Consider the following 13,504-nt stretch of genomic DNA (forward strand, 5'->3'; position numbering starts at 1 on the left):
GAAAAATATGCTACCCGCTTATATGAAAATCCATGATCAGATTAAAAAGGATATTGACGAGCACCGTTGGGCTATTGGTGAGAGGCTTCCTAGTGAACGAGATTTAGCAGAGCAGTTTGCGGTTAGTCGCATGACCCTCCGCCAAGCCGTATCTCTATTAGTCGAAGAAGGCGTCTTAGAGCGCCGTGTAGGAAGTGGCACCTTTGTATCCAGTACACGTGTACAAGAAAAGATGAGAGGGACAACCAGTTTTACTGAAATTGTTAAGTCCCAAGGTAAAGTTCCCTCTAGCCAGCTCATTTCCTACAGAAAAACCATTCCCAATGAGCAGGAAGTTGCCAAGCTAGGAATTTCTCCAACGGAGAATATTATCCGAATGGAACGTGTTCGCTATGCCGACAATGTTCCTCTGGTTTATGAAGTTGCTTCTATTCCTGAAAAATTCATTAAGAACTTTAAAAAAGAAGAAATCACCAGTCATTTCTTCCAAACCTTGCAAAAACATGGCTACCGTATTGGTAAATCACAGCAGACCATCTATGCTCGCCTCGCTAAGGAAAAAATCGCCCACTATTTGGAAGTTGAAAAAGGACACGCTATTCTTGGTCTGACTCAGGTTTCCTACCTAGAAGATGGAACTGCTTTTGAATACGTAAAAAGTCAATATGTAGGCGAACGTTTTGAATTTTATCTTGAAAATAATTAATACTCTTCGAAAATCAAATTCAAACCGCGTCAACGTCACCTTGCCGTACTCAAGTACAGCCTGCGGCTAGTTTCCTAGTTTGCTCTTTGATTTTCATTGAGTATAAAATACTAGGCAAAAACTCTCTGTCACGGACAAAGAGTCTTTTTTATTTTTCTAAGAGTAAATCTTTCAACGAAATCAGAGTTACAGCAAACAATATCATTGCCATACCAAGAAAATCAATGGGATAAAATTGTTCATTCATGATTAAGAAGGCAAAGAAAACCGCCGATATTGGCTCAATTGAAGCCAACAAGCTTGACTTAACCGGTCCGATCAGACTGGCTCCTTTTAAGAAGGCTGTATAGGCAAAGACAGTCCCGATAAGGATAATACCTGCAAAAGCAAGGAGAAAATCAAGACTGGTCGGTATATTGGCCTGTAGAACCCCTGTAAAAGGAAGGGCGACCAAACCTGCTATGACCATTCCCACACCAATGACCAAACTGCTCCCCCACTTCTTAATCAGGGCTATGGGCAAAATGATATAAAGTGCATAAGTCAAGGCAGAAAAGAGACCCCAGAACAGGCCTGCAGGTGTCATAGATAACTGGTCCAACTGCCCATGAGTGGCGATCAGGAAGGTCCCTCCAATGGCTAATATGATGGAAATAATTTCTCCTAGCGTCGGAGCCACCTTATCCTTGATACAGCTATAAATCAAAATTCCGACAGGACAAACATACTGAAGCACTGTTGCAGTACCTGCATTGGTTTCCTGAATAGCAGTTAGATAGGCAAATTGATTGAGGAAGAGGCCAATCAGAGCAAAAATGAGAAGAGACAGCAAACTTTTTCTATCCTTTAAAAAGGCCAGCATTCTATCCTTTGCAGTAGCATAAGCCAAGACCATGAGAATCCCACCAGCGACTAAAAGACGCAAATTGGTCAAGACCAGAGCCGAAATTCCGTGTGCCATCAGGTATTGGCCACTCGTTCCTGACAAGCCCCAAGCAATACCAGCCACAACTGTTAGTAAAGTCCCTTTTAAACTATTTGACATGTCTCTCCTTACTCTTCTTTGCGAATCAAGTCCATCACTTGATTACGGTCTACAATCCACTGAGTTCTCTCATCCTTTTCATAGGTACGATTCGATAGGAAAATAGCCGCTTCTTGCTTCTGACGATTCCACATGATAAAGGTACCTGTATATCCCGTATGGTCTAGCCAATCTCCTTCCAAATTCCATGCTAAAGAACGTTCCTTGTCAACCAAAGGAGAAAAATTTTGACTCAAATCTCTTGCAAAATCATCTGCTAAATAGTGTTCTAAAAAGATTTGTAAATCCTTTACAGTCGAAAATAAACCAGCACTACCTGCATGTCTGCCCAGGAGACGAGCCTTGGGATCATGTACCACGCCAGACTCTACACCTCTGACTGTTGGAACAGCAAGCCCAACAGGACTAAACTTGGTTTCCTTCATTCCCCAAGGATTAAAAACTTGCTCCTGCAAAATCACATCCAAGTCTTGATTAAAGATTCTTTCCAAAATAAAACCCAACAGCAAAAAATGGACATCCGAATAAAGAAAGGCTGGCTGATTTCGTCTATTGAGATGAAACATCGCTTCCTTTAATTCTGAATCTGTTAAAAGATCACGATTGGGAATAAACGGATCAAGGTCTGTAGCGTGAGTTAAGAGCTGACGAATAGTAATATCTGGATAATCACTTTCAGGTAAAAAATCGGTTACTGGTCTGTCAATATCTAATTGACCTCTTTCCCACAAGAAGGTGAAAACAGTACCTACCCCAACAACCTTGCTGACACTAGCTAGGTCATAAACGAGTCCTGCCTCTGTCTGCAAGCCATGCTCTGGGTCACTCTGGCCTAAATAGAACTCTGTCCATTGATGGTCCTTAAAATACGCAAAAGAGGCTCCGGGATAGATCCCTGCCTCGATTTGTTCTTCTATTTTCTTAATAATCTTGGTCCACTTCATACTTCTTCAAACCACAATTCAACATTATTTCGATCTTTACCAAGGAAGAATTTTTCAGACTTAGGAATAAAATATTCGGTAGACTCAAACTTCTGGCGAAGACTTGCTATATCTAGTTCATTGACCAAGAACTTGAGCATAGATAAGTCCCAAGTAACCGTATTATCCACAGTCAAATCTTGCCCCTGAGCTGGTATAAAATCAAGTGATGGCACAATCTCAGATAGTTCCAAGAAACTATCTACATCCGTTGGGAGGTGTAATTCCATAGAAATTTCAAATTTACTTAAAGAAATTGACTCCAGATCTGTTTGAAATTCTGGCTTTTCTCCTACTTCTACTAGACTTGCTCTGTCATCTTCCGCATGAATCAAAATCAAATCATCTTCTGGTGAAAAAATTTCAAAAGCGTAGCCATTTTGCCCCTTATATAATCGATGAATCGAATCTGTCTTAGATAAGAGTCCTTCGATTTCCATGGGATTTTCCACCTTGATAATCAATCTGGCCAGTTTTTTTCTTCCCTCTACCTTACGAGTACGCATACTGGGAGCTTCTTCCAAAACCAGCTTCTCAAGACCTGTTTGATCACCTAGTGACAGAAAGGCTGACTCCTCTAACAAGACCTTCATACCAAGGGTTTCAATATAAAATGTTTCATTTAATTTTCTATTATTAACTTTTAAAGTAGGAATAATCCGTACAATCTGATTTACATTCATAAATTCCTCCGTCACTTTTTATTTTAAAGGATTTTAGAATTTTTTACAAGATATTATGCTCAAATTTAACATTATTTAGCTATTTAGTAAAGATAGTCTTTCAAGGCTTTGGTCAAAACCTGATAACCGGCAACACTGAGGTGCAGCCCATCAGTAGTATAGTCTTTTTTGAGTTGGCCTACCTGATCTGTCAAACTATCAAAAACTGGCACAAATTCTACCTGCATATAGGTAGAAGCAAGCTCTTGATAGGCTTGATTCCATTTCTGAATTTTTTCATTCGTGCGGATATAGACTGTCTGCTTGTACTCCTCTCCCTCATTGACTGGCAAAATGGAAAGCAATTTTATCTCTGCCAGTGGATAATCGCGAGCAATGGATTGAATGAACACTTCGAGATTATTGAGAGCCTCATTCAAAGGCATATCTTTTCCAATATCGTTCGTCCCAATCAGAAGGACAATTTTATCTACTGCTCCACCGTACAGATGCGCATCGAGGTTCTCAAGTAACAGCTCTGTCTGATAACCTCGAATACCTCGATTGACAATCGTCTTTGCAGTCCCAAATAGTTCCTGCAGAGGATAATACTCGACAATGGAATCCCCAATAAAAAGAATGTCTGGCTCTACAACAGAAACCTGATTTAGGTGACGATACTTGGTTTGGATTTTTTCTTGTTCCTTTAGTAACCAATTTTCTAATAACTGTACTGCCACTTCATTCTCCTTTTTCTAACCAGTTTTCCAAGACTTGATAAACTCCTCCTTGGCTGTTGGCTGGCGCTAGAGCAGTCGCCACAGCTTTGGCTTTGTCATCAGCATTTTCCATCGCATAGGCAATTCCAGCCATTTCAAGCATTTCAACATCATTTTCACTATCACCAAAAGCCATGATTTGTTGGGCTTTCAAGTCCCAACGCTTGAGTAATTCTTCCAAGCCCCATGCTTTATGAATTCCAGCTTGGAGGATATCAATGCAACCATAGCCACTCGATACAGCCCGAACACGGCCATCAAAGAGGTCATTGATTTCTTCCAAGACCGAACTCAAACGTTCCTCACCAACAACCATACTCATCTTGAGCACACCACCAAAGAGGTCAGAGGTTAATTCGTCCACAAACTGCATCCGTTGATAGAATTTTTCAATCATTTCTGGAGTCATAAAACTTTCAAGGTCTGTAAAAATGGTACCTTCCTTGACGAAACCACCCTTCATCCCCGTTACAACAAACTGGTTCTGACACTCTCGACCCTTGAAATGAGCCAAAGCCTTATCAACAATGGCATCATCCCAAGTCTGAGCCTGAATCAGTTCATTGTTTTCAAAAATACGAGCACCGTTGGCAACCACCAGAACCACTCGATACACCAAGTGCTCCAGTAGTTGCCTCATGCGGTGAATTTCATTGCCCGTCGCGATGACAAAACGAATACCCTTTTGATCCAACTGATCTAAAATCTTTTCCAATCGTGGGAGATCCAGCTGGCCTCTAGCATCCAGCAAGGTCCCATCCATATCTGTCGCAATTACTTTAATCATCATTTACTTTCCTCTGGATTCAAGCTAATCCCACTTCAATCCCACATGTTCGTTCATTTCTTTGTAGGCTGTATCAATTCGTTCCTTAGTCGCTTCGTCTAACTGGTCACGATGACTACCACCCTCGATAAAATCTTCTAAGATATAGGTTTGATAATGATATAGGGGATATCCTTCTGGTGAAAAAGTTCCCTTTGGTGTTCGATTGACCCAAGTAGGATGAGCTTTAGCTGTTCCGATAGTTGTTTTTCCATCCTTCTTCTTAATGGTCACATCCATGAGAACGCCACGTTCAGTCCACTTAGCATTTTCTTCATCTCCCATAGATTCAATCCGTTGATTGGAAATGAAGTTCCCCATTGAATAGATAATGAGTTTCTTTTCTCCATCTTTTTCAACCGTTTCAGATGGTTCAACAACGTGAGGATGCCCTCCAAAGATAATATCAGCTCCCCAATCAATCATCTTGTGATAAAGAGCCTTTTGTTCTTCAGTTGGTTCCAAGCGATACTCAACACCCATCTGAGGCATGATAATGGTGATATCTGCTTCCTTCTCTGCCCGTTCAATTTCAGCCTTCATCTTATCTTCGTTTAAATCTGAAAGATAACGATTATAGTCTTCCTGAGAAATATACTGCTCAATGCCATTGAAACCATAGGAATAGGCTAACAGTGCAACCTTGATACCATTCACTTCCTTAATGACCAGCGGAGCCTGATCACGTGGCTCGTGCGTATAAACTCCGATTGGAGTGATTCCAGCTTTCTCAATAATATCGGCCGTTGAAATAACTCCCTCAATTTGCGAATCCAAAATATGATTATGAGCTAAATCCAGCACATGATAACCTGCATCCTTAATGGCATCCATAACTTCAGCAGGAGCATTAAAGAGAGGATAACCTGCTAAATAATGATCCTTATTGATGGTTCCTTCAAAATCACCAATAGCTAAGTCTGCTTGCTTAAGCCAAGGAGTCACATACTCAAAATTCTCATGAAAGTCATAGGTACCGTCTTCTTTTTTAGCTGAAAAGAAAAGTCCATCGTGGTAGAGCAAATCCCCATTGGCCATAATTCTGGCAGTTTTTTCCTCTTCCTGCTCCTGAGACTTTTGCTTAGTCCCCTCTTGAGAAATAGTATCTCGTTTTTGACTGGTTAAAGGGATTCCTTGGAAACTTTCAAACAACAAGACCAAGCCCATTGATAAAGCAACTGCTAGCAAGAGTACCGCCACAAATCCTTTATTGCTCCACCTGCGATAACTCCTAAAAAAGTTTACCAAGCCCTTCATAAAACAAAAAGCTAAACCACCCTGATTTCTATCTTGTCTTCTTTTCATCTTCATTCTCCCTACTTTCTTATGCAAGCCTTTTCTTCTTATTATAACACAGATAAGGATTTCTTTCACAATTGAATTGAACTTCCTATTTATTTTCTATAAATCCTAAAGGCTGTAATACTTTCAATCCTTGTCATTTTATGTTATCATGTAGAGGTAATGAAAGGAGAGAAAATGTCTGCTATAGAACGTATTACAAAAGCTGCTCACTTAATTGATATGAACGATATTATCCGCGAGGGGAATCCAACTCTACGCGCGGTTGCTGAGGAAGTCACTTTCCCCCTATCTGACCAGGAAATCATCCTAGGCGAAAAGATGATGCAATTCCTCAAACATTCCCAAGATCCTGTCATGGCTGAAAAGATGGGGCTACGCGGTGGGGTTGGACTTGCTGCTCCTCAATTAGATATCTCAAAACGCATTATCGCTGTTTTGGTGCCTAATATTGTTGAAGAAGGAGAAACTCCAGAGGAAGCCTACGACCTTCAAGCCATTATGTACAATCCAAAAATCGTCTCTCACTCGGTTCAAGATGCTGCTCTTGGCGAAGGAGAAGGTTGTCTGTCTGTTGACCGCAACGTGCCTGGCTATGTGGTGCGCCATGCTCGTGTTACTGTTGACTACTTTGACAAAGATGGAGAAAAACACCGCATCAAACTCAAAGGCTACAACTCCATTGTTGTTCAGCATGAAATTGACCACATCAACGGAATCATGTTTTACGATCGTATCAATGAAAAAGACCCATTTGCAGTTAAAGATGGTTTACTGATTCTGGAATAAAGAAAATCCCGTTGCAAGACGGGGTTTTGTGTTATAATAGATGCATGAAAACAAATGATATTGTCTATGGCGTTCACGCCGTTACCGAAGCTCTACTTGCAAACACAGGAAACAAACTTTACCTCCAAGAAGATCTCCGAGGTAAGAATCTTGAGAAAGTCAAAGAACTGGCTACAGAAAAGAAGGTGTCCATTTCCTGGACTTCAAAAAAATCCCTCTCTGAGATGACTGAAGGTGCTGTCCACCAAGGTTTTGTTCTACGAGTATCTGAATTTGCCTATAGCGAGCTAGATCACATTCTTGCCAAAACGCGTCAAGAAGAAAATCCTTTGCTATTGATTCTGGACGGGTTAACTGATCCTCACAACTTAGGCTCCATCTTAAGAACCGCTGATGCGACCAATGTTTCAGGAGTCATCATTCCCAAGCACCGTGCTGTCGGAGTTACTCCTGTCGTTGCCAAAACGGCCACAGGTGCTATTGAGCATGTTCCAATCGCCCGAGTGACCAATCTGAGTCAAACTCTAGACAAACTCAAGGATGAAGGCTTCTGGACCTTTGGAACAGATATGAATGGGACTCCTTGCCACAAGTGGAATACAAAAGGGAAAATTGCCCTCATCATCGGAAATGAAGGAAAAGGCATCTCTAGCAACATCAAAAAACAGGTTGATGAGATGATTACCATTCCGATGAATGGACATGTTCAAAGTCTCAATGCCAGTGTTGCTGCAGCCATTCTCATGTACGAAGTTTTCCGAAATAGACTATAAAAAAGTTTCCAGTCATCTGATTGGAAACTTTTTTTATGATTAACTATGTTCGGTGATAAACTTGTAAACTTCTTGACCGGCGATGGCCCCATCTCCAACTGCTGTTGTTACTTGGCGAAGGTCTTTCAAGCGAACATCTCCAACTGCAAAAATACCGTCAACTGCAGTTTTCATGTGGTTATCTGTCACAATCCAGCCAGCCTGATCTTGGATATTCAATTCTTTAACAAAATCGCTAAGAGGGTCCAATCCAACATAGATAAAGACGCCACCGAAGGCTTGTTCTGTCACTTGACCTGTTTTCACATTTTCAAATACGACAGATTCTACTCGGTTTTCACCTTTGATTTCCTTAACTACAGAATCCCAGATAAAGCTGATTTTCTCATTCGCAAAGGCGCGGTCTTGTAAAACCTTTTGAGCACGAAGTTGGTCACGACGGTGAACAATGGTAACAGTCTTAGCAAAACGAGTCAAGAAGAGGGCTTCTTCAACAGCTGAATCTCCACCACCGACTACCAACAAATCTTGGTCACGGAAGAAAGCACCATCACACACGGCACAGTAAGAAACTCCACGACTGTTCAGTTCTTCTTCTCCAGGTACTCCCAAAGGACGGTGTTTAGAACCAGTCGCTACGATAACGGTACGAGTTTCATATGTTTGGTCATCAGTAATCACTTTCTTAAAATCACCATGATCTTCGACATTTTCAACATAACCATAAATGTGCTCAACACCAAGATTTTCAAGCGGTTCAAACATTTTTTCTGCCAATTCTGGTCCACTAATATTAGCGTATCCAGGGTAATTTTCAATATCAGATGTATTATTCATCTGACCACCTGGCAGACCACCTTCAATCAAGGCTACTTTCAGATTGCTTCGAGCAGCATACAAGGCTGCAGTCATACCTGCAGGTCCAGCACCTATAATAATAGTATCGTACATATAGATTCCTTCTTTCTTGTTGTAACTATCTTTATTCTAACTCTTTCTTGTCAATCAAGCAAGGATTATGCCTTGAAAACAAGAATTAAACTCATAACCGCAAAGGATAATACTGGAACAACCAAGACCCCAATCATAATCATATCATAGAGATGGGCTTGGCGAGCCTTAGCTGTCTTATCAACTCCCGACATGGCTCTCAGTCCAATCCAAATCCCTAAAAAAATCAGGACGAGGATGGTGGTCAAGATCAAACTCTCGAAATATAAAGAAAATAGTTGCAGTAGCATGATTTCTCTCATTTCTATCTTTTTTAAAGAGTAAACTCAGCTAGTCCAGCTAACTGAGTTTTTCTTTATCTATTATATCAAATATAAGTCCGTTTGTAACTAGCGAAGAATTCTTTTGTCCGCTCTTCTTTAGGATGGTGGATAATCTCATCCGGTGTTCCAGACTCGATAATTTTCCCCTTATCTAAGAAGAGAATCTTATCAGCCACTTGGGCTACAAAGGACATATCGTGACTAACTAAAATCATGGTCTGACCTGACTTAGCAGCATCTGCAATAGACTTTTCTACTTCTCCGACCAATTCTGGGTCAAGGGCTGAAGTTGGTTCGTCTAAGAGCAATACATCTGGTTTCATAGCAAGCGCACGCGCTAGGGCAACCCGTTGCTTCTGTCCACCTGATAAATGGCGAGGATAATGGTTTTCACGGTCAGAAAGCCCAACCTTAGCCAACTCTTCCTTGGCAATCTTGGTTGCTTCTTGGTCAGATAATTTCTTAACAACAACCAAACCTTCTTTCACATTATCAAGTGCCGTGCGGCGTTCAAATAAATTAAACTGTTGAAATACCATAGATAACTTGCGACGTAGGGCAAGGATTTCTTCTTGAGTGATCTTAGAAAAATCAACTGAGAAATCATCAATCTGAATCGAGCCACTGTCAGGTGTTTCAAGATAATTGAGACTGCGAAGGAAGGTTGATTTTCCAGCTCCTGAGGAACCAATCAAGGCTACAACTTCCCCTTTTTGAATATCCAAGTCCAGATGATCCAAGACAGTCTGTCCTGAAAAGGATTTGCTTAAATTCGAAATCTTAATCATTAACGAAGATCTCCTTTCACATCTGTTTGCACTGTATCAGGTGCAGAAATAGCCATTTTTCTCTCGATGAAACGACCGAGGCTTTCAATTCCGATATTGACTACCCAATAAACAAGAGCAACGGAGATAAAGCGTTCAAAATAGCGGTAATCAGCTCCACCCAGAATCTGAGCTTGGGCAAAGACTTCCACAACACCCGCACTAAAGGCTAGAGAAGTTCCTTTGGTCAAGCCGATTAGGGAATTGATCAAGGTTGGAGTCGCCACAACGGCCGCATTTGGAATAATCACTCGACGATAAACTTGTGCTCGGGTCATCCCCAGACTGCGTGCCGCTTCAATCTCACCAGGATTGACTGAGAGAATAGCTGCACGAATGGTTTCACTGGCATAAGCCGCTTCATTAAAAGCAAAGGCGACAATCGCAAAAGCAGCGGCTGGAATCGCATTGATATTGAGACCAGTTCCCCATTGCTGATTGAGGGCTTTCAAAGCCAAAGGAATTCCGTAGTAGGTCAACATGAGCTGCACTAAAATCGGTGTCCCTTTTAAGAAACTAACAAAGAAGGCCTGCAAGGGATATAAAATCTTGACACGATTGATTTTCACAATGGCAAAAAGAAGCGCCAAAACCAAGCCAAAAAGAGCACCACCAATGGTCAACATAATCGTTGTTGGAAGTTGTTGAACAATTCTTGGAATCCCATCAAAGACCGAACGCAGGCTAAAAAGCTTGCCATCCGGAATCAATTGCATCAAGTTTTGGTACCAATCTGATGCTAAAATCGTTGTAACATTCATAAAAACATCCTCTCCTGATAATGATTCATTCTACCATACTTCTGCCGTCAATGAAATTATTTGCTACGGTCAGATACAGACTTTGTCTACCTACTAGTTTATCATACTTTGAAACAGGGAGGTTATATATTTTATCTATCAAAGAGATAAGTAAAAACTATTTCAGTCCCAATTCTTCATAAGCTTTTCGATAACCGATTTGCTTAACAGTTCCATTTTCTACTAAAATCGGTCGTTTTAATAACATACCGTCGCTTGCTAGCAACTGAGCTGCTTCTTGATTTGATAAACTTCCTACCTTATCTTTTAGCCCTAATTCACGGTATTTAATTCCACTGGTGTTGAAAAATTGTTTCAATTCAAATCCTGAGGTTTTTAGCCAGTTCAAAATGACTTCTTGGCTGGGTGTTTCTTCCACGATGTGAACAGCTTTGTAGTCCACACCGAGTTGGTTTAATTCTTGTTTTGCTTTTTTACAAGTTGAACATTTTGGATATTCGATAAATTCTAACATATGTTTCACTTTCTATTGTTTCTATCTTTAAAATCTGCACCTTCATGCTCCAAGAGCCAAGCTTTCTTTTCCACTCCTGCAGCATAACCTGTCAGACGCTTGCCTGCTCCCAGCACACGATGACAGGGTACTAGGATAGACCAAGGATTTCGCCCCACTGCTCCACCAATTGCTTGAGCAGAAGCCACTTGTAGGTCTTGGGCTATTTGTCCATAGGTCACTGTCTGACCATAAGGAATTCCCTGTAAGTAGACCCAGACCCGCTTTTCAAAATCCGTTCCGATTGGAGCCAAGGGCAAGTTGGATAAATCCTGATACTTGCCTTTAAAGTAAGCATCTAAGCAAGCAATAACTGGGTCTAAAATGGGATGACTAACAACTTCTTCTATCGTTTCATCTCCTAGTCCCCTCTCAAAATACTTCTGGTCCTGCACCCAAATGCCATACAGATAATGGTCATCAGCTACTAGTGATAGAATACCAATTGGCGAAAAGTAGAGTATTTTTACGTACTTCTTTTGCATTATTTCTTCAATTTTTGATAGGCCAAGCGTTCGCCATCAACTGGAACCTTACCAACCTGTTTAAAACCGAGTTTTTCAAAGATATGCTGCATGACCTTGTTTGCAACATGCGTATCTAAGCGAAAATCTAGGTAATCAAATCCTTCAATTAAGCCTTCTAGGAAAGTCTGAGCAACCCCCTGTCCCTGGACATCTGCTGCCACAGCAATACGGTGAAAGACTAGGTACTCTGACTCCCCAGCTTGCCAGTTGCCTTCATAAATGGCTTCATAGGCTGCCTCTGGACTCTTGGTCACAGCTGCATAAGCTAGTAGTTCTCCCTCTTCCAAGGCTACGTAGGCTTGACCTGAGATAATATCTTCAATAATAATATCAGCATTTGGATAACCATTTTGCCACTGGTCACTACCAGCATACGCTAAACATTTTTTAGCATCCTCCATCACCTGCATGATGGCATCTACTTCATTTGGAAAAGCTAAACGAATCTCCATCTTTTCTCCTCATTTCTGACTAGTTTCTCCCATCATAGCATAATTTAAGTCTTTCTACAAGCAGTTAAAACTTGACTTTATGTTTTTATTATTTTATAATCTAGTTATTAAAACTAGATAAAAAGGAGTTGAAAATGAAAACTACCTTTTCCTACCCCAAATGGGCAGAAATCCCAAATATTGACCTCTATCTGGACCAGGTTTTACTCTATGTCAATCAGGTCTGCGCCCCTATCTCTCCTGATAAAGACAAAGGCCTAACAGCATCTATGGTCAATAATTATGTCAAACATGGTTACCTGACAAAACCTGATAAGAAAAAATACCAACGCCAACAGATTGCCCGTTTGATTGCTATCACAACCCTCAAATCTGTCTTTTCTATTCAAGAAATCGCCCAGACACTGAATACTCTACAAACTCAAGCAAGTTCAGACCAACTCTACGATGCTTTTGTGGACTACATGAACCAAGGAATGGATCCAGCTAACCCCATTATCCAAACCAGCTGCCAAACCGTTAAACTCTATCATCAAACCCTAGACTTAATCCATCATACTGAAGAGGAGGTAATCCAATGAACACTAGTCTTAAACTCAGCAAACAACTCAGTTTTGGAGAAGAAATTGCTAATAGTGTGACCCATGCTGTGGGTGCAGTCATCATGCTCATCTTACTGCCTATTTCATCCACCTATAGTTATGAGATACACGGATTTTTATCCTCTATCGGTGTCTCTATTTTCGTTATTAGTCTCTTTCTCATGTTCCTCTCATCCACCATTTACCACTCTATGGCCTATGGTTCGACCCACAAATATGTCTTGCGAATCATCGACCATTCTATGATTTATGTTGCTATTGCAGGCTCATACACGCCCGTCGTCTTGACCTTAATGAATAACTGGTTTGGCTATCTGATTATTGCCATCCAATGGGGAACAACCATCTTTGGTATTCTCTATAAAATCTTTGCTAAAAAGGTCAATGAGAAATTTAGCCTTGCTCTTTACCTGATTATGGGCTGGTTGGTTCTAGTTATCATTCCAGCCATTATCAGTCAAACGACACCCATTTTCTGGAGTCTCATGGTAACTGGCGGATTCTGTTATACAGTTGGGGCTGGATTTTACGCCAAGAAAAAACCTTATTTCCACATGATTTGGCATCTCTTTATCCTAGCTGCATCTGCCCTCCAATACATCGCCATTGTTTATTACATGTAAAAAAGTTGAGAAACTCAGTC

Annotated in this window: 18 protein-coding genes; 5 read left to right on the forward strand and 13 right to left on the reverse strand. The window is 41.0% G+C overall.

Going from position 1 to position 13,504, the window contains the following annotated elements:
• Nucleotides 1-7: 7 nt before the first annotated feature.
• Nucleotides 8-706, forward strand: coding sequence for a GntR family transcriptional regulator (locus OC530_RS05380; RefSeq protein WP_262080249.1), 699 nt, complete (start codon nucleotides 8-10; stop codon nucleotides 704-706).
• Between the two features lie 148 nt (nucleotides 707-854).
• On the opposite strand, the gene OC530_RS05385 is transcribed toward OC530_RS05380, so the two are convergent.
• The 6 genes from OC530_RS05385 to OC530_RS05410 form a co-directional block, all read right to left on the reverse strand.
• Entirely contained in the window at nucleotides 855-1,751 is an 897-nt protein-coding gene (locus OC530_RS05385) for a DMT family transporter (protein ID WP_262080251.1), read from the reverse strand.
• Nucleotides 1,752-1,759: 8 nt separating this feature from the next.
• The gene (locus OC530_RS05390; protein ID WP_173213649.1) at nucleotides 1,760-2,695 is read right to left on the reverse strand and encodes a serine hydrolase domain-containing protein; all 936 of its coding nucleotides are present in this window, start codon (nucleotides 2,693-2,695) and stop codon (nucleotides 1,760-1,762) included.
• Complete coding sequence (locus tag OC530_RS05395; RefSeq protein WP_173213647.1) at nucleotides 2,692-3,417, reverse strand: CppA family protein; 726 nt, start codon at nucleotides 3,415-3,417, stop codon at nucleotides 2,692-2,694. Before OC530_RS05395 ends, OC530_RS05390 begins: the two co-directional genes overlap by 4 nt.
• A gap of 83 nt (nucleotides 3,418-3,500) precedes the next feature.
• A complete protein-coding gene (locus OC530_RS05400; protein WP_054362574.1) occupies nucleotides 3,501-4,136 on the reverse strand; it encodes an SGNH/GDSL hydrolase family protein in 636 nt (211 codons plus the stop codon).
• Nucleotide 4,137: 1 nt separating this feature from the next.
• Nucleotides 4,138-4,965, reverse strand: a complete 828-nt coding sequence (locus OC530_RS05405) for an HAD family hydrolase (RefSeq protein WP_173213645.1) — start codon at nucleotides 4,963-4,965, stop codon at nucleotides 4,138-4,140.
• 21 nt (nucleotides 4,966-4,986) lie between these two features.
• Nucleotides 4,987-6,306 (reverse strand): CapA family protein, encoded by a 1,320-nt coding sequence (locus tag OC530_RS05410; RefSeq protein WP_120164320.1) that lies wholly within the window; start codon nucleotides 6,304-6,306, stop codon nucleotides 4,987-4,989.
• A 174-nt stretch (nucleotides 6,307-6,480) separates the two neighbouring features.
• Here OC530_RS05410 and def point away from each other — a divergent pair, with 174 nt between their 5' ends.
• Nucleotides 6,481-7,092 (forward strand): peptide deformylase, encoded by a 612-nt coding sequence (def, locus tag OC530_RS05415; RefSeq protein ID WP_004260025.1) that lies wholly within the window; start codon nucleotides 6,481-6,483, stop codon nucleotides 7,090-7,092.
• Nucleotides 7,093-7,136: 44 nt separating this feature from the next.
• Nucleotides 7,137-7,865, forward strand: coding sequence for a 23S rRNA (guanosine(2251)-2'-O)-methyltransferase RlmB (rlmB, locus tag OC530_RS05420; RefSeq protein WP_049497720.1), 729 nt, complete (start codon nucleotides 7,137-7,139; stop codon nucleotides 7,863-7,865).
• Between the two features lie 39 nt (nucleotides 7,866-7,904).
• Here rlmB and trxB read toward each other — a convergent pair whose 3' ends face one another.
• The 7 genes from trxB to OC530_RS05455 form a co-directional block, all read right to left on the reverse strand.
• Entirely contained in the window at nucleotides 7,905-8,816 is a 912-nt protein-coding gene (gene trxB, locus OC530_RS05425) for a thioredoxin-disulfide reductase (protein WP_173218668.1), read from the reverse strand.
• 65 nt (nucleotides 8,817-8,881) lie between these two features.
• Nucleotides 8,882-9,106, reverse strand: a complete 225-nt coding sequence (locus OC530_RS05430; RefSeq protein WP_000926599.1) for a DUF4059 family protein — start codon at nucleotides 9,104-9,106, stop codon at nucleotides 8,882-8,884.
• A gap of 77 nt (nucleotides 9,107-9,183) precedes the next feature.
• The gene (locus OC530_RS05435; RefSeq protein WP_000590965.1) at nucleotides 9,184-9,927 is read right to left on the reverse strand and encodes an amino acid ABC transporter ATP-binding protein; all 744 of its coding nucleotides are present in this window, start codon (nucleotides 9,925-9,927) and stop codon (nucleotides 9,184-9,186) included.
• Complete coding sequence (locus OC530_RS05440; RefSeq protein ID WP_001103449.1) at nucleotides 9,927-10,727, reverse strand: amino acid ABC transporter permease; 801 nt, start codon at nucleotides 10,725-10,727, stop codon at nucleotides 9,927-9,929. Before OC530_RS05440 ends, OC530_RS05435 begins: the two co-directional genes overlap by 1 nt.
• A 157-nt stretch (nucleotides 10,728-10,884) precedes the next feature.
• Entirely contained in the window at nucleotides 10,885-11,241 is a 357-nt protein-coding gene (locus tag OC530_RS05445) for an arsenate reductase family protein (RefSeq protein WP_262080272.1), read from the reverse strand.
• A 5-nt stretch (nucleotides 11,242-11,246) separates the two neighbouring features.
• Complete coding sequence (locus tag OC530_RS05450; RefSeq protein ID WP_173274809.1) at nucleotides 11,247-11,765, reverse strand: methylated-DNA--[protein]-cysteine S-methyltransferase; 519 nt, start codon at nucleotides 11,763-11,765, stop codon at nucleotides 11,247-11,249.
• A complete protein-coding gene (locus OC530_RS05455) occupies nucleotides 11,765-12,259 on the reverse strand; it encodes a GNAT family N-acetyltransferase (RefSeq protein ID WP_084889303.1) in 495 nt (164 codons plus the stop codon). Before OC530_RS05455 ends, OC530_RS05450 begins: the two co-directional genes overlap by 1 nt.
• 134 nt (nucleotides 12,260-12,393) lie before the next feature.
• On the opposite strand from OC530_RS05455, the gene OC530_RS05460 reads away from it, so the two are divergent.
• Together OC530_RS05460 and OC530_RS05465 are read left to right on the forward strand one after the other, a co-directional pair.
• On the forward strand, nucleotides 12,394-12,840 hold the full coding sequence (locus OC530_RS05460) for a DUF1836 domain-containing protein (protein ID WP_173274808.1): 447 nt from the start codon (nucleotides 12,394-12,396) through the stop codon (nucleotides 12,838-12,840).
• Entirely contained in the window at nucleotides 12,837-13,484 is a 648-nt protein-coding gene (locus OC530_RS05465) for a hemolysin III family protein (protein WP_262080279.1), read from the forward strand. The genes OC530_RS05460 and OC530_RS05465 overlap by 4 nt, the downstream gene beginning before the upstream one ends.
• Nucleotides 13,485-13,504 lie beyond the last annotated feature (20 nt).

The sequence above is a fragment of the Streptococcus sp. Marseille-Q5619 genome, from assembly GCF_946901205.1.
Taxonomy (GTDB): domain Bacteria; phylum Bacillota; class Bacilli; order Lactobacillales; family Streptococcaceae; genus Streptococcus.